Here is a 24,961-nt window from a genome sequence, read left to right as displayed (position 1 = left end):
AGCGCATTTTTTCGGCGCTATCTGCTGACTCGATTCACGTCCGAAAAAGTGTTAGATCGGTCAAAATTAATGCCCAATGGTATTTAAAAGGTATTATTAAATGGTATTGTCATGGCGTACCTTACCTGTCATGAAGGATTCAAAAATGAAAACGACCTTTAAACTGTCGTTCATGATGTTCGTGGAGTGGTTTATCTGGGGCGCCTGGTTCGTCCCCCTGTGGCTATGGCTAAATAAAAGCGGGTTTTCCGCCGGTGAAATAGGCTGGTCTTATGCCTGTACCGCCATTGCGGCGATCCTGTCGCCGATTCTGGTCGGCTCCGTTACCGACCGTTTTTTCTCAGCGCAAAAAGTCCTGGCGGTACTGATGTTTGCGGGTGCCGTACTGATGTATTTCGCGGCACAGCAAACCACCTTTGCCGGATTCTTTCCGCTGCTCCTGGCCTATTCATTGACCTATATGCCGACCATCGCGCTGACAAACAGCATTGCCTTCGCTAACGTACCGGACGTTGAACGCGATTTTCCACGCATTCGCGTTATGGGAACCATTGGGTGGATTGCCTCCGGCCTCGCCTGTGGATTCTTGCCGCAAATGTTAGGCTATAACGATATTTCCCCCACCAACATTCCACTGCTCATAACCGCCGCAAGTTCAGCGTTGCTGGGCGTATTTGCGTTCTGTCTGCCAGACACGCCGCCAAAAAGCACCGGCAAGATGGATATTAAAGTGATGCTGGGGCTGGATGCGCTGGTCCTGCTGCGCGATAAAAACTTTCTCGTTTTCTTCTTCTGTTCCTTCCTGTTTGCGATGCCGCTGGCCTTCTACTACATCTTCGCTAACGGCTATCTGACGGAAGTGGGAATGAAGAACGCCACCGGCTGGATGACGCTCGGCCAGTTCTCTGAAATCTTCTTTATGCTGGCTCTGCCCTTTTTCACTAAGCGCTTTGGCATTAAAAAGGTATTATTACTTGGTCTTATTACCGCCGCGATCCGCTACGGCTTTTTTGTCTATGGCGGCGCGGAAACGTACTTCACTTACGCCCTGCTGTTCCTCGGTATTTTGCTGCACGGCGTAAGTTACGATTTCTACTACGTCACCGCCTACATTTATGTCGATAAAAAAGCGCCGGTTCATATGCGTACCGCTGCGCAAGGGCTTATCACCCTCTGCTGTCAGGGATTCGGCAGCCTGCTGGGCTATCGTCTCGGCGGCGTGATGATGGAAAAAATGTTTGCTTATCCGCAACCGGTTAACGGTCTGACATTCAACTGGGCGGGCATGTGGACGTTTGGCGCAGTGATGATTGCCGTCATCGCGCTACTATTTATGATTTTCTTTCGCGAATCGGACAAAGAGATCACTGCTATTGACGATCGCGATATTGCGTTGACACAAGGGGAAGTAAAATGAAAGCAGAACGTATTCTCGGTGCTCTTTACGGGCAAGCGTTAGGGGATGCGATGGGAATGCCCTCTGAGCTGTGGCCGAGAACGCGCGTCAAAGCGCATTTCGGCTGGATTGACCGCTTTCTGCCCGGCCCAAAAGAAAATAATGCCGCCTGCTATTTTAACCGCGCGGAGTTTACGGATGATACCGCAATGGCGCTCTGCCTGGCCGACGCGCTACTCGAATGCGAAGGCAACATTGATCCCGAGATTATTGGGCGTAACATCCTCGCCTGGGCGGAACGCTTTGATGCGTTCAATAAAAATGTACTCGGCCCGACGTCAAAAATAGCGCTGAATGCGATTCGCGACGGCAAACCCATCGCGGCGCTGGAAAATAACGGCGTGACTAACGGCGCGGCCATGCGCGTTTCGCCGTTGGGCTGCCTGTTGCCGCCAACTAACCTGACAGCCTTTATAGCAGAAGTAGCGTTAGCCTCCAGCCCGACGCATAAATCCGATCTGGCGGTTGCTGGCGCCGTGGTTGTCGCCTGGGCCGTCTCGCGAGCGGTTAACGGCGACACGTGGCAAAGTATTGCCGACTCGCTCCCCGCCGTCGCCCATCAGGCGCAGACAGCGCGTATTACCACGTTTAGCGCCTCGCTATCGGCACGTCTGGAACTGGCGCTAAACATTGTCCGCCACGCCGACGGCGTCGAATCTGCCAGCGAACAGCTCTATCAGATCATCGGCGCGGGAACCAGCACCATTGAATCGGTTCCCTGCGCTATCGCCATGGTGGAACTGGCGAATACCGATCCTAACCGCTGTGCCGTGCTGTGCGCTAACCTCGGCGGCGATACCGACACTATCGGCGCGATGGCTACCGCCATTTGCGGCGCGTTGCACGGGGTAAGCGCCATTAACCCCCAGTTAAAACAAACGCTGGACGAGGTTAATCAGCTGGATTTTGCGCGCTATGCCGTTGCGCTGGCGAGTTATCGTCAACGGCGGGAGGCACTATGAACGGCGCACGGTTGCTGACATTATTACCGACCCTGCACACCCGGCGTCCGCTCACCGTTATCGGCGCGGCAGTGATCGATATCATTGCCGACGCCTGGACGTTGCCGCGTCGCGGAGGCGATATTGAACTGCAACAACAGAGCGTCAATGTCGGCGGCTGTGCGCTGAATATTGCCGTGGCGTTGAAACGACTGGGGATTGACGCCAGCAATGCGCTGCCGCTGGGCCAGGGCGTGTGGGCGGAGAGGATTCGCCGCCGTCTGGCAAAAGAGGGATTATCCAGCGTGATTGACGCGGTTGAAGGAGATAACGGCTGGTGTCTGGCGTTAGTTGAACCGGATGGCGAACGCACGTTTATGTCTTTTAGCGGCGTGGAAAACCAGTGGAATGCGGACTGGCTGTCGCAGCTCAGGACACCGCGGGGCAGTCTTGTCTACCTGTCCGGCTATCAACTGGCCTCGTCCTGTGGCGAACCACTGATCCAGTGGCTGGAAACCGTCGACGATGTCACGCCTTTTATCGATTTTGGCCCGCGAATCGGTGATATTACAGACGATGCAATGGCGCGCATTATGGCCTGCCGGCCCATCGTCTCCCTCAACCGCCAGGAAGCCATCATCGCTGCGGAACGCGCCGGGCTTGCGACCGATACGCGCACTTTCGGCGAAGCATGGGTAAAACGCTTTTCCGCGCCGCTGGTGGTGCGCCATGATAAAGACGGAGCGTGGTATTTTAGCGCGCAATCTTCCGGCGTTGTGCCAGCGTTTCCGGCAACCGTGGTGGATACCATCGGCGCGGGCGACAGCCATGCTGGCGGCGTGCTGGCAGGACTGGCGTCAGGCTGGCCGCTCGCGGATGCCGTACTGCTGGGAAATGCGGTGGCAAGCTGGGTGGTCGGGCATCGCGGCGGCGACTGCGCGCCCACGCGCGAGGCGCTACTCCTCGCACACAAAAACGTATAGGTCGCTACGACAATAACTGATGCTGTATTCAATAGGCCGCTGCTGCTGATCGAGCGCTACCTGCTTAATCACCAGCACCGGCACTTTACCATCCATTTGAATATGCGACTGAAACTCATCATCCGGCATCCGGGCGCTAACGCGAGATCGGGTACGCTGAGGGTAAATGTGCTGGCGACGAAAATAGTCATACAACGAAATGCCAATCGCGTCGACATCATGAATCAGATGCGCGGGCACCCAGGACTCTTCAATCGATACCGCGTCCTCATCAACATAACGAATGCGTTTGAGTAAAAAGACGTCGCTGCCTGCGGGGATCGCCAGATGCTGCGCGACCTCATCCGGACAACTTACCACACGTTTGTTAACCCATAGCGTATCCGGTTTTTTGCCGCGCAAGACAACCTGCTGAGAAAATCCCCGCGCCTCTTTCAGGGAATATTCAAAGATATTATTGATTTGCGTACCGTAGCCGCGGGCGCGCGTGACGACACCCTCTTCTTCCAGCGCCTGCATCGCTTTTCGTACCGTGATGCGCGAGACGCCGGTAAGCTGGCTGAGATCGCGTTCGCCAGGCAAAATATTACCGTGCTCAAGAATACCGCTGCGCACGGCATCCTTTACCGTCTGGGCGAATTTCATGTATAGCGGCGTATTATCCGCCGCTGAAATTCGTTCATTCAGTTGCGCGATGAGCCGGGTATGCGCTTGTTCCATTTATCTTTCCTGACGACGGGTCTGTAGGCAGTATACTACCACCACGCGTGGAAATGATGTACCGGACCAATGCCCTTCCCCACTTCCAGCGTGTCCGCCTGCGCCAATGCCGCCGAAAGCCATGCCTTCGCCTCGTTTACCGTCTCTCCCCAACAGCGATGCCGGGGCCGTAACGCCGCCAGCGCCGCCGACAGCGTACAGCCCGTTCCATGCGTATTTTTGGTGTTCACACGCGGCGCGCTAAAACGTTGCTCGCCCTCACGGGTAAAGAGCCAGTCCGGGCTTTGCGCATCCTCTAAATGCCCGCCTTTCATCAATACCGCTTCACACCCCATCGCCAGTAACGCCCGCCCCTGCGCCAGCATCTCCTGTTCCGTACGCGCATGGGGCGCATCCAGCAACGCTGCGGCTTCCGGCAAATTAGGCGTAATCAGCGATACCTGCGGCAACAGCCGGACGCGTAATGTTTCTATCGCAGAGGGCGAGAGCAGCGGATCGCCGCTTTTCGCCAGCATCACCGTATCCAGCACCACATTACGTACATGATGGCGCTGTAGTCGCTCCGCCACGGCCTCGACAATATCGGTTTCCGCCAGCATCCCGATTTTTGTGGTATCAATGCGCACATCGCTGAGCACGGAATCAAGTTGAGCGGCGACAAAGTCCGGCTCTATCCGGTACACCGACTGTACGCCACAGGTATTTTGCGCCACCAGCGCGGTGATGACCGAACAGCCATACGCGCCCAGCGCGGAAAAGGTCTTGAGATCCGCCTGGATACCGGCCCCGCCGCTGGGATCGGTGCCGGCAATCGTCAGCGCGTTAATTCGTTGCATTGGCCGCCTCCACATCCAGATGATAGAGCGCATCAAGAAAAGCCGGGATGAAGCTGCCCGGTCCTTCGCTACGCTCTGCCGCGGCCTGTCCAGCCAGTTTCATCCAGCAGCAGGCCGATGCAACATTGTCCAGCGCGGCGCCCGGTAACGCGCAGCTGGCGGCGACGACCGCCGACAACGCGCAGCCGGTGCCTACAATGCGAGTCATTAACGGATCGCCGCCGGGAATGCTCAGCGTGCGCTGACCGTTAGTGACGTAATCTATCTCTCCGGTAACCACAACGATGCAGTCTATCTGACGCGCCAGCGCCTGCGCCGCAGGCAGTGCGGCCAACGCCGCCTCGGTGGTATCTACGCCGCGTCCGCCCAGCGCCATGCCGGATAACGCCAGGATTTCCGAGGCGTTGCCGCGTATTGCCGCCGGGCGCAGGGACAAGAGATCCAGGCAAAATCGCCGACGAAATTCCAGCGCGCCCACCGCGACAGGATCAAGCGTCCACGGCGTTTTGGCATCATAAGCGCTTTCTACCGCCCCACGCATCGCGTCAGCGCGTGAGGCGGTTAATGTTCCGACATTAACCAGCAAGGCGTTGGCGATGGCGGCAAACGGTCTGGCCTCGACGGGATCAATCACCATGGCGGGTGAAGCGCCCAGCGCCAGCAGCGTATTGGCGGTAAACGTTTGTACGACGTCATTCGTCATACAGTGCGTAAGCGGGGAGAGCGCGCGAAAGTGTTTTAACGTATGCGCCGCAAGCGTGCGGCAGTGCAGGTCAGGCTGCATAGTTCAGCTCCTGCCCGCGTGAAGAAGGGACACGAGCAGTGTCAGACTTCCCTACGCTGGCATTATCCAGATCAGGTGGTACGGGTATTTCTCAGCCTTCACAACGAAGGGCACCCCGAGTCGTCAAGCCCCACCGTGTTAAGCGGGGTTTCGCTATTAAGCATACTGTCTGCGCCAGACAATGTAAATTTACAGCCAGCGGCGGACGATAATTTCAGCGTTATCAGATAGTTCTCAAAACCTATTCGGTTCTGGCAAACTTGCTGGCGGATATGTTGCTGCACGACGCTTTCGTTTACACTTTTTACGAAAAGGGGCGTGAGATAACAAAATAGCGCTTGTCAGATACGCCACCAGCAGAAATGATACACACGATGTTAACTGACCCGCATATGTGGAGGGTAAAAGTATGAAAAGTAAGTTGCTGCCTTGCGCGCTGTTGCTTGCAACCAGTTTTGCATGGGCCGCCCCCGCGACAACGGGCATTGATCAATATGAGTTAAAAAGCTTTATCGCCGACTTCACCCACTTCAAGCCAGGCGATACCGTTCCGCAGATGTACCGCACCGATGAGTACAATATTAAACAGTGGAAATTACGTAATCTGCCCGCGCCAGATGCCGGTACTCACTGGACCTATATGGGCGGCGCGTATGTATTGATTAACGATACCGATGGAAAAATCATCAAAGCCTATGATGGCGAGATTTTTTATCATCGATAAAAAAGCCCCCTCATCCAGAGGGGGAAATACAGCCCCATGTTACTTTTTTATTAGCCCTTAATCACTCTATCCCCTTCAAACTGCCTTTTTGTTGACTGCCTTCACTACCCGATTCGCTCTGGATCTCGCCCTTTTGAAACTACCGCATACCACATTAAAATTTATTGCAGAAAAATTGTCATCCCGGTCACTTATTATTGTAAGTGACCGGAAGTTCATTCACCTATCGCGCCATATATCTTAAATGTTTTTCATATATATTAATCGTATTTCACATAGATCAGCGCAGTCGCTTTTAGATCGCCTGGCTTTATATTGTCTCGGTCATAAACATAATAACTGGCGATAATAGGGATTGTTATCATATCACTGTTGAGCGGCGTGCCTACTTGATCCACTTTCCATAACGTTGAAGCATTACCCTGCTCTGCTGTATTTGAAATATTCACCGTTTTTCCACCGCTCTCCAGTATAAATCCGACGCCATTATTCACAGCACCACGCAACACAGAATAGCTATCTGGTATTAAATCACTGCTGGAGAGATAAACCGTCATTTTACGCGATGCTTGTTTAGCATTACCAAAAAGATTATCACACTGGAGTCGAATATTATCCGCGGCATTTTTGTTACTGACCTTGCCTGTGTTATATAATTCAGAAAGCGCAATATTCGGTAGCGTGATCGTCAGATCTTCAGGTTTGCAGGTTGTCTGCTTGCGATCGTAGGACACAAACAGATCAAATGAATATAACCCTGCACCTCTAAGATAACTATTATAATCTGCGGCACAGGCATTCCAGCCTCTTCCTGCTAGCAGGCACCCTAAAAACCGCAAACCGGCCGTAAACTGAGTTGCAGAAGAAGCGCTTGTTATTGATACCACCCCGTTGATTAGGACACTGTTCCCACTACCGGCAGAAATATTTACATTCGCCCCAGAGGAAGCGGGTTCAACCGTTACCGTATAGCCCGTTGTAAACGGCATTGTGAGAGTATTATTATCTGCCCAGGCGATTTTTAACTTCAGTTTTACTGTATCATTGTATAATCCCACGATGATATCGGAAGGATCCATACGCGTTATCTTATAAGTCCCTGAACAAGTTGTATCGTTAAAATTATGGCTATAAGTTGCGGACTGATTAGGGTTAATCGTAAAATCCTCACGAATAATTAAATTATCCTGATAAGTAATTTCTCCCGTACAGGCTGCGTATGTTTCAGGTAAAATCAATATCATCACGATAAAAAGAAAGAGTTTCATTTCACCACCTCACCACTACCGACAAATATAAACTTTACTTTCATCAACCGTTTTACCAAAGGTGATTGAACATGAAAGCCCCTGCTCTTTATCTACTGGTACACTGACTTCGGGCGGAATATCATTCGTTCGAATAAATAGCTGACTACCTTGTCCAACAATGCCCACATTATGACCATGATGATCTACTACATCATAACCAAAAATAAGAGGCGAACCATCAGGACGCTGCGCTTTAATAAACCATGGTTTACGCTGGTCGGTATCAAAATTCACTAGCACGACGGCCCCTCGGTACGGGGCGGCAACTTTACGGTTACCGCGTAATTCCGTTTCACTGCTACTTTGCGACACATCAAGCATAAGATGGTTTTCGCGATATGGCGTAAGGTTGTCATAAACCACCGTTCCTTTTTTATTGGTGGTCCGATATTTTTGGCCGTTAACGTAGGCTCCTTCAAGTCCCGGAGCCTGCATAATCGCAAAGGTATCTGAAAGCCGGCTGGATAAATTCAACCCGCCACTCCAGGCTACAACCCCACCGGAAATACTTCCGCCGGTCTGAGTATAATTGGACGACTGGCTGTAACTACCATTAAGCGTTGCAACGGGCGTATTCCAGGTTAAATTCGTCCCCGCTGTGGTCTCACTATCCTGTCGCTGATGACTAACATTCACGCCGTAATTAAATTGATCGCGACTGCCTGCCGTACCGGTTAAACCAATATTGTTTGAGGTAAATCCATCATCATCAAAGGTCGTCGAGTTCGACACATTCAGATGACGCCGCGGGGTAGTAATACCGTCCCCCCAGTCAAAGGGAATTGAAATAAACAGGTTAAAACGTTTATCTTCATTATGATCCTCGTCGTAAGTCTGACTGGCGGATAACGTATAATTAATTTTCTGGAACGTATTGGAATAGCTTATTTGATAATCTTTACTGGTGCCGCTACGTCCCCAGTAATCACGCCATAATGCACTCAGTGATACTGCGCCCCATCCTTCTGGCAAGGATTGGCTCACATTAGCTGAAAACGTATTTTTACGCCCAAAATCGTTTTGATAATAATCAGCAATATCGTATACATCATTCTTATCGCGACGATAGTTATTTTTATTATTGGCCCAGACATGATCGTTAAATGTGCGGTAATCCTGTGATGAATACCGATACGCAGCCAGACCAAACCGAGTTAATGTTTGGGTCAGGTATTTATTATAAGCAATCTGATAACTCTGACCATCAAATACATCGCCATTATCCTGTTTACTGTGCGCTCGTGTAGCGTCAAGCGAAATGGCGCCAATCCGGGTATTCCACCCCGTGCCGAGGGTAAACGCATTATAATGGTTCGATAGCATCGTACCGCCATAAAGCGTCAACAGGTTATTAAGGCCATACTGATAACTGATTTGTGTAAAATCGGCCTGATTATCGGCGCCTTCAATATGACTACGGCCGGCGGAAAAATCATACTTAGAGACGCCAGGCTGCAACATGTTCGGTACGGAAGCGTAAGGCACCAGCCAGGTATTTATCGAACCATCCGCCTCACGCACGGTGACATCAAGATCCGCGCCACCGCCCGCGAGTTGCAGATCCGCAATGGAAAAGGGGCCAGGAGGAACCTCTTTCTGATAAACAACGAATCCGTTCTGTTCGATGGTTACCAAAGCGTTAGTCTGTGCAATCCCCTGCACCAACGGCGTAAAATTCTGTCTCGAGTTTGGCAACATTTGCATATCGCGGAACAGGCGAACGCCGGTAAATCTCACAGAATCAAAAATCTCTGACGAGGTATACTGATCCCCGGCGCGTAATGTGCCGAGGAGCTCAGCGATACCGCGCTCCAGATACAATGTGTTGCTTTTCCACTCACCGCTGCTGCCATCGGTTTTATTAAATGTGGTATCCGCATGCGCTTGCCAGCCCAACAGATTGAAACCGCTATTGAACCGAACGTAAGTACTTTCACTACTGCCAGAATTCTTATAGTCACTGTAATACTGGCTGGCATAGTAAGAAGTATAAAATGCATTGATGCCGCGATCCCAGTTTTCAGGCAATACATAACCCGCCTCGACCTCATTTACATAGGCCTGGGGGACGCTCAAATCCAGCCGAAAAACGCCAATATTAAAAGTATAGCCACCGCTTCTCACGACATCTTTTAACGCAATACAATCCGTTGCTCCCTGCGGTTGCAGACCATCGCTTATCACACCAATATTTTTCAACAACTCAGTTGAAATACACGTGCTACCGGGATCATCGGCAACAATGATATCGTATTTACCTCGCCATTGATTGTTGACATAAATATCCAGTTCGTACTGTCCCGGAATTGGCTTATTCTCATCCAGATGGAAATTTGTTATTTTTTGATCTCTCATTCCCCCCACCATAAAATGGGTATCAAACGTTTCCGTCGCGATAGCCTGCGTTTGCCAGGTAAACAGAGTCAATAAAACAAGCGAAGCGATGGGCGTCATCCTTGGCATGATGAACTCCTGTTTATTTTACATTGATTTTGCTACTAATATAGTTACCATTATCATCAATAATCGTTACTTCATACTGGCTTGTTGACGCATATTTCATGTTAATATTTTGCGTCGATAGCGGTGGCAGCATGATAGTTTGATCATTAATCTTAGTATTTCCTGCTTTTACATCCGTCACGGTAATCCAGTTTGCAGTATCATTTTTCATGATGACAGTTTTATTACTGCGAAATAAACCAATCCGCTGAAAACTGTCTTTGGTTACGGCGGCAATTCGACTGGGGCGCCATATTAATTTTATTCGATTCTGCATTGCGAATTTAAGCACATTTTTACCGGCGTTTTCCTGGCTGTTTGGTGGAATATCAAGCACATTCAGATAAAACAGACTTTCTTTGTTGTCCGGTAAGCTATTAGGCATTTTCTTGATTTTGATCTGCTGACCAGATTCAGCGGCAACGCGCGCCACTGGCGGCGTCAGCATAAATGGCACTTGAATTTTTTCTGGCGGTAATGAAGTGTTACCGTCATCAATCCAGGACTGTACCAGCGAAGCTTGCTCGCCCTGATTCACCAATTGTACAACGACTTCTTTCTTCTCTGCCGGGTAAATCACGCGCGTACCATAAATAACAATACCAGCATGCGCAGGCAAAATTATGGCAGATAATAATACTGCAGATAATATTTTCATATTTACACGGCCTTGCTTATAAAAAACCGGCGACGAACGCCGCCGGTTGAATAAATTAGTCAGTAACAACCGTTAAAGTCAGTGTTGAGCTAACATCACCAGAAGCAACATCACCGTCTAAACGCGCATAGCGTGCTAAAAAAGTCAGGTCGTATTCACCGCTGCTATTTGGATCTAGTGTCACCCCCGTCTCTGGATCAATCTGATTATCCGTACTTCCGTAGTAAACCGCAAAACCGACACCTTTGGCAGACCCGTTATTAAATGTGATATCGCGGCTGTCAAATTGCGTTGAAGAGAAGGTAATACGCGGCGCTACACCCTGTTGACATTTTATTTTCAACGGCATCTGAGTTTGATTAGTTACTGCGTCATAAATCTGACCCGGGGTTAAATTAATTATTTTATCCGCACCAATTTCATTCAGTCTAATTTCAGCGGTGTTCGTACCCAAAAATTGACAGGTAGTACCAACCACCTTTCCGTTAATATTCAGAACGCCTGAATCATACTCTTCAACAGCAAAAACCCCAGCGCTCATAAATACAGCAGACAATACAGAAGCAGCAATAAGTGAACGTTTCATAATCTCTTCCTTAATGAAGTAATTTCTATTTGTTAAGAGTTATTAACCCTTGCAACGAAAATTCTCATAGACAGGAAGTTATCGCAATGTAAACACGATGTTTTGTTGATTTAAAACAATTTACAGATTGTAATATAATTGCAACAAATAATCATTGCTTATCATTATTTTGTAAACTTATTAATTTCCGAAATTTACTGCCCTTAAACATAAACACAACAAATAAAAAAGCCCATATCATTGATATCAATGATATGGGCCTGCGGAATTAATAAGAATTAGTCGTAATGATTAACAACAATCTGTCGGGTGCTATCACCAGGCACCGTGTATAGCTGCGTTGTCACACCTCTCATCGGCGTAGCGGCGGGTGTTTGCAGCGTTGAAACGTGGATAGTGTTGCCGCAACGCTGCTGCAACTGCGCGTTTACCACTTCTGTACTGCACGTTGGCGCGGTCACTTTTCCACTGATGGTTAATGTTGCGGTGTCGGAGGCAAAAACGGGTACGCTTATCCCATAAGCCGAAACTATAATTCCCATCAGCAAATATTTTTTCATAGTGAGCAATTGTTCCTCTGGTGAACGTCAAACAGTATGCAGGCCGTCCTGATGAGCAGTATGAACGTATCGATACCTTAAAACCAATTGAAAAAATAAATCAGTAGGATAGGTATGATCAATTCAAATAATGTTTTTGCCGATTATTTCAGATAAACACCTGTCTGTTTAAGCAGGAATTAACAATGCGGGGGCTATTATTTTATTAATACATTCACTGCATCAATATATATTAATGCAGTGAATGTCATATTCTCTTTGGAATACGTCAGGAGGATTACACCGCGCGGAAGGCGATTTCTCCCGGAATCACTTCACCCTGCCAGTAAAGCTGTGCCGCAACGCGATCGGCCAGTTCGCGATAGATCGCGGTAAATTCGCTCTCCGGACGGCTAACCACCGTCGGCGTACCGCGATCGAGATCTTCACGCAGACTAATATGCAGCGGCATCTGACCCAGAAGCTGAGTATGGTATTTTTCCGCCAGCTTCTGCGCGCCGCCCGTGCCGAAGATCGGTTCGTGATGGCCGCAGTTGCTACAAATATGCATACTCATATTTTCCACAATGCCGAGCACCGGCACTTCCACCTTCTCGAACATCACGATACCTTTTTTGGCGTCGATTAGCGCGATATCCTGCGGCGTAGTCACCACCACCGCGCCGGTAACAGGAATGTTCTGCGCCAGCGTTAGCTGAATATCCCCGGTTCCCGGCGGCATATCCAGTACCAGATAATCCAGATCCGGCCACAGCGTCTCCTGCAACATCTGCATCAGCGCCTTACTGGCCATTGGGCCGCGCCATACCATCGCGTTATCGTCAGTCACCAGATAGCCGATCGAGTTGGTCGCCAGGCCGTGAGACATAATCGGCGCCATATGCGTACCGTCTGGCGATGTTGGGCGCTGATCTTCTGCGCCAAGCATGGTTGGGATCGACGGACCGTAAATATCGGCATCGAGAACCCCGACCTTTGCGCCTTCAGCCGCTAACGCCAGCGCCAGGTTTACCGCCGTGGACGATTTACCCACCCCGCCTTTACCGGAGCTCACGGCAATGATGTTTTTCACGCCATTAATGCCAGGCTGATTTTTGACGCGTTTCAGCGTCGCAATGTTGTACGACAGTTTCCAGTCGATCGCTTTTGCGCCCGTAATACGTAACAGATCGGCGCTGCATTGCTCTTTTAATACCTCAAACGCGCTGTTCCAGACGAACGGCATGACCAGCTCAACGTGCAGCGTATCATCCATCCAGGCGACGTGGTGCAACGCCTTAAGCGTGGTGAGGTTATGCTTCAGGGTTGGGTGCTGAAAATTCGCCAGCGTCCCGGCGACCATCGCTCGCAGGGTATCTGGTGATTTGGCCTGGGATTGTTCGTTCATCCCGACTCCTTTTGTAGTTCTGAAAAGTACGATTGTAACTTTGTAGTTTACTCCAGCGGTAACAATTATTCATTTACGGATAAATGCCCTTATCGATTGGCGCAGTAATTACCATTTTGGTACTATCAAAGCCCTTTTTTACAACAGAAGAAGTAATACCCACTATGACTCAAGTCGCGAAGAAAATTCTGGTAACGTGCGCGCTGCCGTACGCCAACGGCTCTATCCACCTCGGCCATATGCTGGAGCACATCCAGGCTGATGTCTGGGTCCGTTACCAGCGAATGCGCGGCCATGAGGTTAACTTCATCTGTGCCGATGACGCTCATGGCACGCCGATCATGCTGAAAGCGCAGCAGCTTGGTATTACGCCGGAGCAAATGATCGGTGAAATGAGCCAGGAGCACCAGACCGATTTCGCCGGTTTTAATATTAGCTACGACAACTACCACTCAACGCACAGCGACGAGAATCGCGAGCTGTCCGAGCTGATTTATACGCGCCTGAAAGAGAACGGTTTTATTAAGAACCGCACTATCTCTCAACTCTACGATCCGGAAAAAGGCATGTTCCTGCCGGACCGATTTGTGAAAGGCACCTGCCCGAAATGTAAATCCGCGGACCAGTACGGCGATAACTGTGAAGTCTGCGGCGCAACTTACAGCCCGACCGAACTTATCGAGCCGAAATCCGTGGTGTCCGGCGCGACGCCGGTAATGCGTGACTCCGAGCACTTTTTCTTTGATCTGCCGTCATTCAGCGAAATGCTGCAGGCGTGGACCCGCAGCGGCGCGCTGCAGGAGCAGGTGGCGAACAAAATGCAGGAGTGGTTTGAATCCGGCCTGCAACAGTGGGACATTTCCCGCGACGCGCCGTATTTTGGTTTCGAAATCCCGAACGCGCCGGGCAAATATTTCTACGTCTGGCTGGACGCGCCTATTGGCTATATGGGCTCCTTCAAAAATCTGTGCGATAAGCGCGGTGACACGACCAGTTTTGATGAGTACTGGAAAAAAGACTCCGACGCCGAGCTGTATCACTTTATCGGCAAAGACATCGTCTATTTCCACAGCCTGTTCTGGCCTGCCATGCTGGAAGGCAGCCACTTCCGTAAGCCGACCAACCTGTTCGTTCACGGTTACGTGACGGTGAACGGCGCGAAGATGTCTAAGTCTCGCGGCACCTTTATTAAGGCCAGCACCTGGCTGAAACACTTTGACGCCGACAGCCTGCGCTACTACTACACCGCGAAGCTTTCTTCACGCATTGATGACATCGACCTGAACCTGGAAGACTTTGTCCAGCGCGTCAATGCCGATATCGTCAATAAAGTAGTCAACCTGGCCTCGCGTAACGCCGGTTTTATCAATAAGCGTTTCGACGGCGTGCTGGCGACTGAACTGGCCGATCCGCAATTGTATAAAACCTTTACTGACGCCGCTGCGGTGATTGGCGAAGCATGGGAAAGCCGTGAATTCGGTAAAGCTATCCGTGAGATTATGGCGCTGGCCGACGTCGCTAACCGTTATGTTGACGAGCAAGCGCCGTGGGTGGTGGCTAAACAAGAAGGCCGCGACGCGGACCTGCAGGCCATTTGCTCGATGGGCATCAACCTGTTCCGCGTGCTGATGACGTATCTGAAACCGGTACTGCCGACGCTTTCTGAACGCGTTGAAGCCTTCCTGAACAGCGAACTGAACTGGGATGCCATCGAACAGCCGTTGCTCGGTCACAAGGTCAACACCTTTAAGGCGCTCTACAATCGCATCGACATGAAGCAAGTTGAAGCGCTGGTTGAAGCGTCTAAAGAAGAGGTGAAAGCCGCAGCCGCGCCGGTTACCGGCCCGTTAGCCGACTTCCCGATTCAGGAAACCATCACCTTTGACGATTTCGCCAAAATTGACCTGCGCGTAGCATTGATTGAAAACGCTGAGTTCGTAGACGGTTCTGACAAATTGCTGCGCCTGACGCTGGATCTGGGCGGCGAGAAGCGTAACGTCTTCTCCGGCATTCGCTCCGCCTATCCGGACCCGCAGGCGCTGATTGGCCGCCAGACGGTAATGGTCGCCAACCTCGCGCCGCGCAAAATGCGCTTTGGCGTCTCCGAGGGAATGGTGATGGCCGCAGGACCTGGCGGGAAAGATATCTTCCTGTTAAGCCCTGATGACGGCGCGAAGCCTGGCCAACAGGTGAAATAAGCAACAAGCCGGAGCATGCTCCGGCTTTTTTAACCGCTTAATCCTGACTGGCATATCACCCCATCCGCGCGTTTTAACTTTTTCCTTAATAAGCAATAGCGCTAAGACTCCATATCCGGACTGCTAAATAACGGCTAAAAGTCATATTCTATCTCTCCCTGATACATTGCTATTACTGGGTTAAATTAATTCATTGAAATTATTTTAAAAACCCAATCATTATATAAAATGGAGTTTTAGATGAAAATTTCTGGCAAGTTATTGTCCGCGGCTTTGGCTTCCGTACTGGTGTTCTCTCTTGCTGGCTGTGGCGATAAAGAAGAATCAAAGACCTTTAACGCAAACCTGGCGGGGACAGAAATTTCAATTACTTACACCTATAAAGGTGACAAAATCATTAAGCAGACGTCTGAAAGTAAAATCAGCTATGCCACTGTAGGCGCTAAAACGAAAGAAGATGCCGCCAAAATTCTTGATCCGCTGAGCGCGAAATATAAAAATATCGCCGGAGTGGAAGAAAAATTAACCTATGAAGATACCTATGCCCAGGAAAACGTCTCTGTGGATATGGAAAAAGTGGACTTTAAAGCGTTACAGCAAATCTCAGGGACGATGGTGTCCGGCGATACCAGCAAAGGTATCAGCATGAAACAAACCCAGACGCTGCTGGAAGCTGCTGGTTTTAAAGAAGCGAAATAACTGGCAGGCATAATGTATTGCATCGACTGGTAAAGTCGCTCAGGGCGCTGCTTCGGCAGCGTCTTTTCTTTATGAATTCCGAAAAAAGACAGCCTCGCTGTAAGTCCCCTCGCCAAAGCCTATAATCCCTGAATTCCTGGCCACACCAATACTTAACGACAAGGAATTGTTATGCGGGTTCTACGCCTTATGGCACTGCCACTATTCGCGCTCTCTCTATCGGTTAGCATAACTGGCTGCGATCAGAAAAACGATACTCCCCAGGGAAAGCAAAATAACATGACAGCGTTTATCAAGAAGATAGCCGCTAACAAAGAGTCCGAGGAAACACAACGCTATGCAGGTAATCTCAACGGTATTGAAATCAAGTTAACCTATTACTACAAAGGGGATATCGTTTTACGTCAAATATCTGAACATAAAATACTTTATAAAACCCTGAAAGCCAATAATAAAGAAGAAGCACAAAAAATGCTGAGTCAAGTCGGCGAAGCTTATCAGGGTATACCGGGTTTGACTGAACGAATCGACTATTATGATAGCTATGCTACGGAATATGTGAATATTGATTTTACCCAGGCAAAAATGAGCGACCTCTGTAAATTGCCAGGATCATCAATTGACAACTGTTCCGCGTACTATCTGTCAATGATTCGCTCGCAGAAACTGTTGGAAGAGAGCGGGTATCATAGAATCAATTAGTATAATAATGCGTTTTCCCGGTCAGACAGGACGCTGCCGGGAACAATACCGCAGAATTACTTCGCCGCGTGTTCACGGGCCGCCAGACCGCGCAGAAAATAACGCATAAACTGATCGCCGCATTCGCGGAAGTTCTTATGATCCGGCGCGCGCATCATCGCGGTGATCTCTGGCATCGAGACACGAAACAACTGATCGGTAAGTATCGCCAGGATATCATCTGTTTTTAGCGAAAAGGCAATACGCAGCTTTTTCAGCACAATATTGTTGTTGATACGACGTTCCGCCGTCAATGCAGGCGCCGCCTCATCTTTGCCGCGTTTTTCATAAATGAGGCCATTGAGAAATGAGGACAACACGATATCCGGGCAACGCTGAAACCCCTCTTCCTCTTCTTTGCGCAACCAGATTGCAATCTGCTCCGGCGTAGCATCAACGTTACCCAGCGCCAGGATACGCGCCAGATCGGTATTATTAGCTTTTAAAATGTAGCGCACGCTACGCAGAATATCGTTACTCAGCATGAGGCCTTCGGTCGTTTCTATGGCAAAACGATATTCTAACAGTCTTTTACAGGCCAATCGCCTCTTTTAAACTTTTCAGATAGCGACGGCTTACCGGCACCGTCAGGCCGTTGCGTAAAATCAGCTCTGCCTGCCCATTATCCTCCAGCCGAATTTCTTGCAAATGGGCCATATTCACCAGAAACTGACGATGACAACGCAGTAGCGGCGTCCGGCTTTCCAGCGTGCGCAGCGTCAGCTCGGTAAACCCCTCTTTACCTTCACTGCTGGTCACATAAACGCCGCTCATACGGCTACTGACAAAGGCGACATCATCCATTTGCAACAAATAGATCCGGCTGTGTCCGGTACAGGGAATGAATTTAAGCGCCTGCTGGTTTTCCGGCAGCAACGAAACATCCTGTTTACTGCGCTCCTGACGCAGACGATGTAACGTTTTTTCCAGCCGTTTCTCCTCTATCGGCTTGAGCAGATAATCAAAAGCGTGTTCTTCAAAGGCTTTGATGGCGTATTCGTCAAACGCGGTTAAAAAAACGATATACGGGCGGTGTTCCGGGTCAAGCATTCCTACCATCTCCAGTCCACTGATACGCGGCATCTGAATATCCAGAAACAGCACATCAGGTCGCAGCTTATGTACCGCACCAATCGCTTCTACCGCGTTCGCGCACTCTCCCACAATCTCAATGTCATCCTGCCCCTGGAGCAAAATCCGCAGATTTTCCCGCGCTAACGGCTCATCATCCACAATCAGCACTTTAATCATGCGTCCTCCTCCAGTGGAAGTCGTAATGTAATTCGGGTAAAGCAGTCCGGCTCGCAGGCCACGCTAATACCATAATCATCGCCAAAGTGTTCGCGCAGACGTTTATCCACCAGACTCATCCCCAGCCCGCTACTGCCGGCGGAAGGCTGATACAGTCCCGCATTATCTTCAATATCTAACATCAAATGCTGCCCTTCGCGCCGGGCGCGAATAGCGACATTGCCGGTATCAAGCAGTTGCGACGTGCCATGTTTAATGGCGTTCTCAACAATCGGCTGTAACGTAAACGCAGGCAATTTCTGACGTGAAAGCGTCGATGGAACATCAAGCTGTACCTGCAGACGCGACTGAAAACGCGCTTTTTCAATTTGCAGATAAGCGTTCACGTGTTCAATTTCATCCGCCAGCGTGACGATTTCCGACGGGCGTTTTAAATTTTTGCGAAAAAAGGTCGACAAGTACTGCACCAGTTGGCTGGCCTGTTCACTGTCGCGGCGAATCACCGCTTTAATGGTATTGAGCGCGTTAAACAGAAAATGCGGATTCACCTGCGCGTGCAACAGCTTGATCTCTGACTGCGTCAGCAACGCCTTCTGCCGTTCATACTGCCCGGCCAGGATCTGCGCGGATAAAAGCTGCGCAATACCCTCTCCCAGGGTGCGGTTAATTGAGCTGAACAGCCGGTTTTTCGCTTCGTACAATTTAATGGTGCCCATGACTCGCTGATTTTCGCCACGCAGCGGGATCACCAGCGTCGAGCCGAGTTTACACTGCGGGTGTAGCGAACAGCGGTACGGCACTTCGTTGCCATCGGCATAAACCACCTCTCCGGTTTCAATTGCTTTCAGCGTATAACCTGATGAAATGGGTTTGCCCGGTAGATGGTGATCGTCGCCAATACCAGTAAAAGCCAGCAGTTTTTCACGATCGGTGATGGCGACGGCGCCAATATCCAGCTCCTGATATAACACCTGCGCCACCTTCATACTGTTCACTTCGTTAAATCCCTGACGCAGAATCCCCTCCGTTGACGCGGCGACCTTCAGCGCGGTAGCAGAAAATGCCGAAGTATATTTTTCGAACATGGCGCGCTTATCGAGCAAAATACGCATGAACAGCGCGGCGCCAACGGTATTCGTCACCATCATCGGCGCGGCAATATTACTGACCAGATGCAGGGCATCGTCAAACGGCCTGGCTATCAGTAAAATAATCAGCATCTGCACCAGTTCGGCAACACACGTAATTGCTCCCGCCGTCAGCGGGCTAAACACTTTGTCCGGGCGTCCGCGACGTATGAGAACGCTGTGTACCAACCCGCCCAGCAGCCCTTCGACGATGGTGGAAATCATACAGCTCAGCGCCGTCATGCCGCCCATAGAATACCGATGTAACCCACCGGTCAGGCCGACCAGCCCGCCGACGACCGGCCCGCCGAGTAGGCCACCCATCACCGCGCCAATCGCGCGGGTATTGGCAATCGAATCTTCGATATGTAGCCCAAAATAAGTGCCCATAATGCAGAAGATAGAAAACGTGACGTAACACAGAAGCTTGTGCGGCAGACGAACCGTGACCTGCATAAGCGGGATGAACAGGCGCGTTTTACTCATTAGCCACGCAATGACCAGAAACACGCACATCTGCTGAAGCAGCAGCAACACCAGATTAAACTCGTACATACCCGCAAACCACACTTCAATTAAAAGCGCGTAACATACATTGAGTACGATTAACTTTCTTTGAACTGTTGCATAAAAATATGAATTCGTGAATACGATCACTTAAACGCCGCGCCGCAACCCGCTACTTCGCGTTTTAATGCATAAAAAACAGGCAAAACTTCCTGGTTCCTAAAAGAGCGTCTAAAGTTAAACCGGGACCTCGCGAGCAAGGGTGAAACGATGGCGCTTTACACAATTGGTGAAGTGGCTTTGCTTTGTGATATCAATCCTGTCACGTTGCGCGCGTGGCAGAGACGTTATGGACTTTTAAAACCACAGCGAACGGATGGCGGTCATCGTCTGTTTAACGATGCCGATATCGACAGAATCCGCGAAATCAAGCGCTGGATAGATAACGGCGTCCAGGTCAGCAAAGTCAAAGTGCTGCTCAGTAGCGACAGTAGCGAACAACCTAACGGCTGGCGCGAACAGCAGGAGATCCTGCTGCACTATCTGCAAAGCAGTAATCTGCACAGTTTACGGTTATGGGTCAAAGAACGCGGTCAGGATTATCCAGCCCAAACATTGACCACTAACCTGTTCGTCCCGCTGCGGCGACGATTACAGTGCCAACAACCCGCCCTTCAGGCGCTGCTCGGCATTCTTGACGGTATCCTGATCAACTATATTGCGCTCTGCCTGGCGTCTGCGCGTAAGAAACAGGGAAAAGATGCGTTGGTGATCGGCTGGAATATCCATGATACCACCCGCCTGTGGCTGGAAGGTTGGGTCGCCAGCCAACAGGGATGGCGAATCGACGTGTTGGCGCATTCGCTTAGCCAGTTCCGCCCGGAACTGTTTGACGGCAAGACGTTACTGGTATGGTGCGGAGAAAACCAGACGCTGGCGCAGCAGCAGCAACTTTTGGCCTGGCGCGCCCAGGGACGCGACATTCATCCCCTTGGCGTTTAAACAGCAGCTAACAAATTCGCTTTAATGTATACTCCTTTTATTAACATAAGGAGTACATAATGCGCGTAGCGAAAATCGGGGTGATCGCCCTTTTCCTGCTGATGGCTATTGGCGGTATCGGCGGCGTGATGCTGGCAGGTTACAGTTTTATTTTGCGTGCCGGGTAAGCGCGCGCGTCAGCCTTTCAAACAGGCGATCGATAATGATCGCCGCCAGCGCCACCAGCAGCGCCCCCTGGATAACATAGGCCGTATTAAAGCCGCTAAGCCCGATAATGATCGGCGTGCCTAACGTACTGGCCCCCACCGTTGAAGCGATGGTCGCCGTACCAATATTGATAATCACCGAGGTTCGGATGCCCGCCAGAATCACCGGCGCGGCCAGCGGCAGCTCAACCTGATACAACTGTTGGCGACGGCTCATTCCCATACCGCTGGCAACGCTCATCACGCTGGCAGGCACCGCGCCCAGCCCGGCCAGGGTCGCCTGCAGGATGGGCAACACCCCATACAGGATCAAGGCGATAATGGCCGGTTGCTGACCAAAACCCATGACGGGTACCGCGATCGCCAGTACCGCGACCGGCGGAAAGGTCTGCCCGACGGCGGCGATAGTCTCCACCAGGGGACGAAACTCCTTCCCACTTTCTCGCGTGACCGCAATCCCTGCGCCGACGCCCACCGCGACGGCAAACAAACTTGAGATGCCCACCAACCAGAAATGGGCGAGCGCGAGGGCGGCAAAACTCTCCTGTTGGTAGACCGGGCGCGGTAAATCGGGAAACAGCGCGGCGAAGAACGGCTGGCTATAAGGCAATCCAAACAGCAGAAGCAAGAACAGAACAATAAGCCAGAGAAGCGGATCACACAGTTGTTTCACGGGGGGACGTCTCCGAAAGCAGATCGCGGAAATGGAGCGTACCGCAGGGCTCGCCCTGCTGATTCGCCACCGGCAGGACGTCGCACCGGCGGGCGACAAACATCGATAGCGCATCGCGTAACGTCATCTCTTCCACCAGCGCGTCGCCGCTGAGCTGTTCATGCCGGCGTACATAATCGCCTACGCTACGTAACGAAAGCAGCCTTACGCCCAGCTCGCTGCGGCCAAAAAACGCCTGCACGAAATCATTTTCCGGCGAGGTCAGCATAGAAAGCGGCGATCCCTGTTGGATAACGTGGCCCCCGTCCATCAGCACCAGATGGTCGGCGAGGCGTAGCGCCTCGTCGATGTCGTGCGTCACCAGTACGATGGTGCGCCCCAGCAGCTGATGAATGCGGGTCATCTCCTGCTGCAATGCGTCGCGCGTTACCGGATCAAGCGCGCCGAAAGGCTCGTCCATCAGCAATACCTGCGGATCGGCAGCCAGCGCCCGCGCAACGCCGACCCGCTGCTGTTGCCCGCCGGAAAGCTGATGCGGATAACGATCGCGCAGCGCGCTTTCCAGACCCAATAATGCCATCAGTTCATCAATACGATCGTTAATCCGCGCACGCGACCACTTTTGTAGTTGCGGTACGGTGGCGATATTTTGCGCCACCGTCCAGTGGGGAAAAAGACCGATAGACTGAATGGCATAGCCCATGCGACGGCGCAGTTCAAGCACCGGCAGGCTGCGGATCTCTTCCCCGGCAAAACGGATCGTTCCGCTATCATGCTCTACCAGCCGGTTAATCATCTTCAGAGTGGTCGATTTTCCCGAACCGGAGGTGCCAATTAACACCGAAAAGCTGCCTTCGCTAAAGTGCAAATTGAGGTCGCTAACAGCCTGTTGATCGCCGAAGGTTTTACTGACATGGTTAAATTCAATCATCGGTTGCTCCCTTCAAAAACGCGATCCATAAATCAAACAGCGCGTCGATCACTACCGCCAGCGCAATCACCGGAATGACGCCCAACAGGACTAAATCAATGGCGCTGCTCAATAGCCCCTGAAACACCAGCGCGCCGAAACCTCCCGCGCCAATCAGCGCGGCGACGACGGCCATTCCCACTGTCTGAACCATTACTACCCGCAGGCTACGTAAAAAGACCGGCAGCGCCAGCGGCAGTTGCACATGCCTGAAGCGCTGGCCGCTACTCATTCCCATTGCTCTTGCGCTCTCCAGCACATCGTGCGGCACCTGATTGAGCCCGGCGACCACGCCGCGCACCAGCGGCAATAACGCATAGAGCACCAGCGCTATCAGCGCAGGCGTCATGCCGGTTCCCGCGACGCCGAATGCGGCAAGCCACGGAAACTGTTTCACCAGCCCGGCCAACGGCGCAATCAGCAGGCCAAACAGCGCGACGGAAGGGATAGTCTGGATCACATTCAGCACGGTAAACACCGGCCCCTGGCGTGAGGCGGAAAAATAACACCAGACGCCCAACGGTAGTCCGATCGCCAGCGCCGGCAGCACCGTGCCCGCCAGTAACATCAAATGTTGCACCAGCGCGGCATCGAAAACATCCTGGCGGTTGGTATACTCTTTCAGAAGCGAGAGGTTGTCGAACGTGCCTGAAAACAGCAGCACCAGCGGGACAATGACAATTTGCGCGTGCAGCAACCAGCGCCACAGCGGCCCAGTGGTAATACGGCGGATCGCATCGCTACAGGCCAGCAACATCAGACCGAGGCCCAGCCACAATCCACTTCCCAGACTGGTACGCGCCAGCGGGCTGCCCTCCTGCGCCAACTGGGTCGCCGCCCTGCCGACTCCCCACAGCATGACAATAAAAAGCGTCTGCGCCATCATCAGCGTCAGTACGCTACCGCGTTTACCGGGTACAAAGCACAACGTAAACAGCGCGCATCCCGCGCCAGTCAGCATCCAGATGGTCGCCGGCCAGATCTCCCATAACTGGCGCCCCTCGCCGCTCACCAGACGATTCGGGGCGTAATTAATGAAAGGCAGCGCGACAGCAAGCAAGGTCAGAACAACCAACAGCAACAGCACACGATTAACCGTGATTTTTTTGGCAGCATCACTCACAGATTACTTCACCCACCCTTTTTGTCGGAGGTAATCTGCGGCGACTTTTTTCGCATCCAGCCCTTCTACGGCGATTCTGGCGTTCAACTGTTGCAGCGTTTTCTCATCAAGGCTGGCGAAAACGGGCTGTAGCCAGTCGGCTATCTGCGGATAGGCCTGTAACACCGATTCACGCACTACCGGCGCGGGGGCATAGATAGGCTGGACGCCTTTCGGGTCGCTCAGGGTTTGCAGACCCAGCGCGGCGACCGGGCCGTCGGTGCCATACGCCATCGCGGCGTTAACGCCGGATGTTTGTTGCGCGGCGGCTTTGATCGTGACCGCCGTATCGCCGCCCGCCAGCGACAAGAGCTGGTTCTGATTCAAGGTAAAATCATAGGCTTTTTCAAATGCCGGCAGCGCATCCGCCCGTTCGATAAATTCCGCAGACGCCGCCAGTTTAAAAGTGCCGCCCTCTTTCAGATAACGGCTGAGATCGGCAAGCGAGGAGAGTTTATTTTTTTCCGCGATGTCCTGACGTACCGCGATGGTCCAGGTGTTATTTGCTGGCGCAGGCGTCAACCAGACCAGCTTATTCTGCTCCGCATCCAGTTTTTTGACTTTCTCAAAGCCTTGCTTTGCATTTTTCCATGCCGGATCGTTTTCATCTTTAAAAAAGAACGCCCCGTTACCGGTGTATTCCGGATAGATATCCAGCTCTCCGGCGGTAATCGCGCCACGAACGACTGGCGTCGTCCCGAGCTGAATTTTATTGACCGTTTTAACGCCGTGGCTTTCCAGTACCTGCAAAATCATGTTGCCGAGCAGCGCGCCTTCGGTATCAATCTTTGACCCGACCGTCACGGGCGATGCCGCCTGTAGAGGTAAACTCACCGTCGCCAGCAACGCCAGCGAACTTACCCATAGCTTTGAGATCGTCATGATGCTTTCCTCATCCTTTTACGGCCTTTTTCAGAGACTTGAGAAAAAAGCATAGTTGAAAAGTCTGCGTTTAACCTGGGATTTTCCGGCAGTTTA

General features: G+C 51.4%; 25 protein-coding genes and 1 riboswitch. Of the genes, 9 read left to right on the top strand and 16 right to left on the bottom strand.

Going from position 1 to position 24,961, the window contains the following annotated elements; genetic code table 11:
* The first annotated feature begins 145 nt into the window (after positions 1-145).
* The 3 genes from EOS98_RS08260 to EOS98_RS08250 are packed head-to-tail and all read left to right on the top strand — an operon-like array spanning position 146 to position 3,380.
* On the top strand, positions 146-1,417 hold the full coding sequence (locus EOS98_RS08260) for a nucleoside permease (RefSeq protein ID WP_000858692.1): 1,272 nt from the start codon (positions 146-148) through the stop codon (positions 1,415-1,417).
* Positions 1,414-2,418 carry an ADP-ribosylglycohydrolase family protein gene (locus EOS98_RS08255; protein ID WP_000642793.1) on the top strand — a complete coding sequence of 335 codons (1,005 nt, stop codon included), beginning with the start codon at positions 1,414-1,416 and terminating at the stop codon, positions 2,416-2,418. The genes EOS98_RS08260 and EOS98_RS08255 overlap by 4 nt, the downstream gene beginning before the upstream one ends.
* Positions 2,415-3,380 carry a PfkB family carbohydrate kinase gene (locus EOS98_RS08250; RefSeq protein WP_001012652.1) on the top strand — a complete coding sequence of 322 codons (966 nt, stop codon included), beginning with the start codon at positions 2,415-2,417 and terminating at the stop codon, positions 3,378-3,380. The genes EOS98_RS08255 and EOS98_RS08250 overlap by 4 nt, the downstream gene beginning before the upstream one ends.
* Here the strand turns inward: EOS98_RS08250 and EOS98_RS08245 are convergent.
* Genes EOS98_RS08245 through thiM form a run of 3 tightly spaced genes read right to left on the bottom strand, consistent with a single transcriptional unit; the run spans position 3,354 to position 5,720 of the window.
* The gene (locus EOS98_RS08245) at positions 3,354-4,100 is read right to left on the bottom strand and encodes a GntR family transcriptional regulator (RefSeq protein WP_000434062.1); all 747 of its coding nucleotides are present in this window, start codon (positions 4,098-4,100) and stop codon (positions 3,354-3,356) included. The two genes, EOS98_RS08250 and EOS98_RS08245, sit on opposite strands and share 27 nt — an antisense overlap.
* Positions 4,101-4,135: 35 nt before the next feature.
* Positions 4,136-4,936, bottom strand: coding sequence for a bifunctional hydroxymethylpyrimidine kinase/phosphomethylpyrimidine kinase (gene thiD, locus EOS98_RS08240; protein ID WP_001188960.1), 801 nt, complete (start codon positions 4,934-4,936; stop codon positions 4,136-4,138).
* Complete coding sequence (gene thiM / locus EOS98_RS08235) at positions 4,923-5,720, bottom strand: hydroxyethylthiazole kinase (RefSeq protein WP_001182166.1); 798 nt, start codon at positions 5,718-5,720, stop codon at positions 4,923-4,925. Before thiM ends, thiD begins: the two co-directional genes overlap by 14 nt.
* A gap of 31 nt (positions 5,721-5,751) precedes the next feature.
* Positions 5,752-5,848: riboswitch (TPP riboswitch) on the bottom strand.
* A gap of 281 nt (positions 5,849-6,129) precedes the next feature.
* On the opposite strand from thiM, the gene rcnB reads away from it, so the two are divergent.
* Positions 6,130-6,444: a Ni(II)/Co(II) efflux transporter accessory subunit RcnB gene (gene rcnB, locus EOS98_RS08230; RefSeq protein ID WP_000837534.1), complete on the top strand. Its 315-nt coding sequence runs from the start codon at positions 6,130-6,132 to the stop codon at positions 6,442-6,444.
* Positions 6,445-6,704: 260 nt separating this feature from the next.
* Here the strand turns inward: rcnB and EOS98_RS08225 are convergent, their stop codons facing one another.
* The 6 genes from EOS98_RS08225 to apbC form a co-directional block, all read right to left on the bottom strand.
* Entirely contained in the window at positions 6,705-7,712 is a 1,008-nt protein-coding gene (locus EOS98_RS08225; RefSeq protein ID WP_076726867.1) for a putative fimbrial-like adhesin protein, read from the bottom strand.
* Positions 7,713-7,727: 15 nt separating this feature from the next.
* Positions 7,728-10,217 (bottom strand): fimbrial biogenesis outer membrane usher protein, encoded by a 2,490-nt coding sequence (locus tag EOS98_RS08220; protein ID WP_001137795.1) that lies wholly within the window; start codon positions 10,215-10,217, stop codon positions 7,728-7,730.
* A 13-nt stretch (positions 10,218-10,230) separates the two neighbouring features.
* Positions 10,231-10,914: a fimbrial biogenesis chaperone StcB gene (gene stcB, locus EOS98_RS08215; protein WP_000698775.1), complete on the bottom strand. Its 684-nt coding sequence runs from the start codon at positions 10,912-10,914 to the stop codon at positions 10,231-10,233.
* A gap of 55 nt (positions 10,915-10,969) precedes the next feature.
* Positions 10,970-11,500 (bottom strand): fimbrial protein YehD, encoded by a 531-nt coding sequence (gene yehD / locus EOS98_RS08210; protein ID WP_126523967.1) that lies wholly within the window; start codon positions 11,498-11,500, stop codon positions 10,970-10,972.
* A 278-nt stretch (positions 11,501-11,778) separates the two neighbouring features.
* Positions 11,779-12,060: a YehE family protein gene (locus EOS98_RS08205; protein ID WP_000760404.1), complete on the bottom strand. Its 282-nt coding sequence runs from the start codon at positions 12,058-12,060 to the stop codon at positions 11,779-11,781.
* 277 nt (positions 12,061-12,337) lie between these two features.
* A complete protein-coding gene (apbC, locus tag EOS98_RS08200) occupies positions 12,338-13,447 on the bottom strand; it encodes an iron-sulfur cluster carrier protein ApbC (protein WP_001005424.1) in 1,110 nt (369 codons plus the stop codon).
* A 164-nt stretch (positions 13,448-13,611) separates the two neighbouring features.
* Between apbC and metG the strand changes: the two genes are divergently transcribed.
* The 3 genes from metG to EOS98_RS08185 all read left to right on the top strand — a co-directional run bounded on the left by metG (position 13,612) and on the right by EOS98_RS08185 (position 17,046).
* Complete coding sequence (gene metG, locus EOS98_RS08195) at positions 13,612-15,645, top strand: methionine--tRNA ligase (protein WP_000195343.1); 2,034 nt, start codon at positions 13,612-13,614, stop codon at positions 15,643-15,645.
* Between the two features lie 240 nt (positions 15,646-15,885).
* On the top strand, positions 15,886-16,344 hold the full coding sequence (locus tag EOS98_RS08190; protein ID WP_000703137.1) for a YehR family lipoprotein: 459 nt from the start codon (positions 15,886-15,888) through the stop codon (positions 16,342-16,344).
* Positions 16,345-16,515: 171 nt separating this feature from the next.
* Entirely contained in the window at positions 16,516-17,046 is a 531-nt protein-coding gene (locus EOS98_RS08185; protein ID WP_126523966.1) for a YehR family lipoprotein, read from the top strand.
* A gap of 56 nt (positions 17,047-17,102) precedes the next feature.
* Here the strand turns inward: EOS98_RS08185 and EOS98_RS08180 are convergent, their stop codons facing one another.
* From EOS98_RS08180 to EOS98_RS08170, 3 genes are read right to left on the bottom strand one after another with little or no spacing between them, the layout of a single operon-like run.
* Entirely contained in the window at positions 17,103-17,570 is a 468-nt protein-coding gene (locus EOS98_RS08180) for a DUF1456 family protein (protein WP_000950412.1), read from the bottom strand.
* Positions 17,571-17,616: 46 nt separating this feature from the next.
* Positions 17,617-18,336, bottom strand: a complete 720-nt coding sequence (gene btsR / locus EOS98_RS08175) for a two-component system response regulator BtsR (protein WP_000598637.1) — start codon at positions 18,334-18,336, stop codon at positions 17,617-17,619.
* On the bottom strand, positions 18,333-20,018 hold the full coding sequence (locus tag EOS98_RS08170) for a sensor histidine kinase (protein WP_000272850.1): 1,686 nt from the start codon (positions 20,016-20,018) through the stop codon (positions 18,333-18,335). The genes btsR and EOS98_RS08170 overlap by 4 nt, the downstream gene beginning before the upstream one ends.
* Before the next feature lie 222 nt (positions 20,019-20,240).
* Here EOS98_RS08170 and mlrA point away from each other — a divergent pair, with 222 nt between their 5' ends.
* Both mlrA and EOS98_RS08160 read left to right on the top strand, forming a co-directional pair.
* Positions 20,241-20,972 (top strand): HTH-type transcriptional regulator MlrA, encoded by a 732-nt coding sequence (mlrA, locus tag EOS98_RS08165; protein ID WP_001240418.1) that lies wholly within the window; start codon positions 20,241-20,243, stop codon positions 20,970-20,972.
* 59 nt (positions 20,973-21,031) lie between these two features.
* Positions 21,032-21,139, top strand: a complete 108-nt coding sequence (locus EOS98_RS08160) for a protein YohO (RefSeq protein ID WP_001261696.1) — start codon at positions 21,032-21,034, stop codon at positions 21,137-21,139.
* On the opposite strand, the gene EOS98_RS08155 is transcribed toward EOS98_RS08160, so the two are convergent.
* Genes EOS98_RS08155 through EOS98_RS08140 form a run of 4 tightly spaced genes read right to left on the bottom strand, consistent with a single transcriptional unit; the run spans position 21,120 to position 24,865 of the window.
* The gene (locus tag EOS98_RS08155; RefSeq protein WP_126523965.1) at positions 21,120-21,851 is read right to left on the bottom strand and encodes an ABC transporter permease; all 732 of its coding nucleotides are present in this window, start codon (positions 21,849-21,851) and stop codon (positions 21,120-21,122) included. The genes EOS98_RS08160 and EOS98_RS08155 overlap by 20 nt on opposite strands.
* The gene (locus tag EOS98_RS08150) at positions 21,835-22,782 is read right to left on the bottom strand and encodes an ABC transporter ATP-binding protein (RefSeq protein WP_126523964.1); all 948 of its coding nucleotides are present in this window, start codon (positions 22,780-22,782) and stop codon (positions 21,835-21,837) included. The genes EOS98_RS08155 and EOS98_RS08150 overlap by 17 nt, the downstream gene beginning before the upstream one ends.
* Complete coding sequence (locus EOS98_RS08145; RefSeq protein WP_126523963.1) at positions 22,775-23,944, bottom strand: ABC transporter permease; 1,170 nt, start codon at positions 23,942-23,944, stop codon at positions 22,775-22,777. The genes EOS98_RS08150 and EOS98_RS08145 overlap by 8 nt, the downstream gene beginning before the upstream one ends.
* Before the next feature lie 3 nt (positions 23,945-23,947).
* The gene (locus tag EOS98_RS08140) at positions 23,948-24,865 is read right to left on the bottom strand and encodes an ABC transporter substrate-binding protein (protein ID WP_000155876.1); all 918 of its coding nucleotides are present in this window, start codon (positions 24,863-24,865) and stop codon (positions 23,948-23,950) included.
* Between the last annotated feature and the right edge of the window lie 96 nt (positions 24,866-24,961).

Source organism: Salmonella sp. SSDFZ69, assembly GCF_004010755.1.
Classification (GTDB): Bacteria; Pseudomonadota; Gammaproteobacteria; order Enterobacterales; family Enterobacteriaceae; genus Salmonella; species Salmonella enterica.
Note: the sequence above shows the minus strand (reverse complement) of the source record. Positions and strands in the feature narration are given on the sequence as shown.

What these genes read in the sequence shown, in the direction of transcription:
- EOS98_RS08150 (WP_126523964.1), bottom strand. Translation starts at nt 22,782, where the DNA reads ATGATTGAATTTAACCATGTCAGTAAAACCTTCGGCGATCAACAGGCT.
- stcB (WP_000698775.1), bottom strand. Translation starts at nt 10,914, where the DNA reads ATGAAAATATTATCTGCAGTATTATTATCTGCCATAATTTTGCCTGCG.
- EOS98_RS08140 (WP_000155876.1), bottom strand. Translation starts at nt 24,865, where the DNA reads ATGACGATCTCAAAGCTATGGGTAAGTTCGCTGGCGTTGCTGGCGACG.
- EOS98_RS08225 (WP_076726867.1), bottom strand. Translation starts at nt 7,712, where the DNA reads ATGAAACTCTTTCTTTTTATCGTGATGATATTGATTTTACCTGAAACA.
- EOS98_RS08190 (WP_000703137.1), top strand. Translation starts at nt 15,886, where the DNA reads ATGAAAATTTCTGGCAAGTTATTGTCCGCGGCTTTGGCTTCCGTACTG.
- yehD (WP_126523967.1), bottom strand. Translation starts at nt 11,500, where the DNA reads ATGAAACGTTCACTTATTGCTGCTTCTGTATTGTCTGCTGTATTTATG.
- apbC (WP_001005424.1), bottom strand. Translation starts at nt 13,447, where the DNA reads ATGAACGAACAATCCCAGGCCAAATCACCAGATACCCTGCGAGCGATG.
- EOS98_RS08205 (WP_000760404.1), bottom strand. Translation starts at nt 12,060, where the DNA reads ATGAAAAAATATTTGCTGATGGGAATTATAGTTTCGGCTTATGGGATA.
- EOS98_RS08245 (WP_000434062.1), bottom strand. Translation starts at nt 4,100, where the DNA reads ATGGAACAAGCGCATACCCGGCTCATCGCGCAACTGAATGAACGAATT.
- btsR (WP_000598637.1), bottom strand. Translation starts at nt 18,336, where the DNA reads ATGATTAAAGTGCTGATTGTGGATGATGAGCCGTTAGCGCGGGAAAAT.
- EOS98_RS08160 (WP_001261696.1), top strand. Translation starts at nt 21,032, where the DNA reads ATGCGCGTAGCGAAAATCGGGGTGATCGCCCTTTTCCTGCTGATGGCT.
- EOS98_RS08185 (WP_126523966.1), top strand. Translation starts at nt 16,516, where the DNA reads ATGCGGGTTCTACGCCTTATGGCACTGCCACTATTCGCGCTCTCTCTA.
- EOS98_RS08180 (WP_000950412.1), bottom strand. Translation starts at nt 17,570, where the DNA reads ATGCTGAGTAACGATATTCTGCGTAGCGTGCGCTACATTTTAAAAGCT.
- rcnB (WP_000837534.1), top strand. Translation starts at nt 6,130, where the DNA reads ATGAAAAGTAAGTTGCTGCCTTGCGCGCTGTTGCTTGCAACCAGTTTT.
- EOS98_RS08250 (WP_001012652.1), top strand. Translation starts at nt 2,415, where the DNA reads ATGAACGGCGCACGGTTGCTGACATTATTACCGACCCTGCACACCCGG.
- mlrA (WP_001240418.1), top strand. Translation starts at nt 20,241, where the DNA reads ATGGCGCTTTACACAATTGGTGAAGTGGCTTTGCTTTGTGATATCAAT.
- EOS98_RS08260 (WP_000858692.1), top strand. Translation starts at nt 146, where the DNA reads ATGAAAACGACCTTTAAACTGTCGTTCATGATGTTCGTGGAGTGGTTT.
- EOS98_RS08170 (WP_000272850.1), bottom strand. Translation starts at nt 20,018, where the DNA reads ATGTACGAGTTTAATCTGGTGTTGCTGCTGCTTCAGCAGATGTGCGTG.
- EOS98_RS08220 (WP_001137795.1), bottom strand. Translation starts at nt 10,217, where the DNA reads ATGCCAAGGATGACGCCCATCGCTTCGCTTGTTTTATTGACTCTGTTT.
- thiD (WP_001188960.1), bottom strand. Translation starts at nt 4,936, where the DNA reads ATGCAACGAATTAACGCGCTGACGATTGCCGGCACCGATCCCAGCGGC.
- metG (WP_000195343.1), top strand. Translation starts at nt 13,612, where the DNA reads ATGACTCAAGTCGCGAAGAAAATTCTGGTAACGTGCGCGCTGCCGTAC.
- thiM (WP_001182166.1), bottom strand. Translation starts at nt 5,720, where the DNA reads ATGCAGCCTGACCTGCACTGCCGCACGCTTGCGGCGCATACGTTAAAA.
- EOS98_RS08255 (WP_000642793.1), top strand. Translation starts at nt 1,414, where the DNA reads ATGAAAGCAGAACGTATTCTCGGTGCTCTTTACGGGCAAGCGTTAGGG.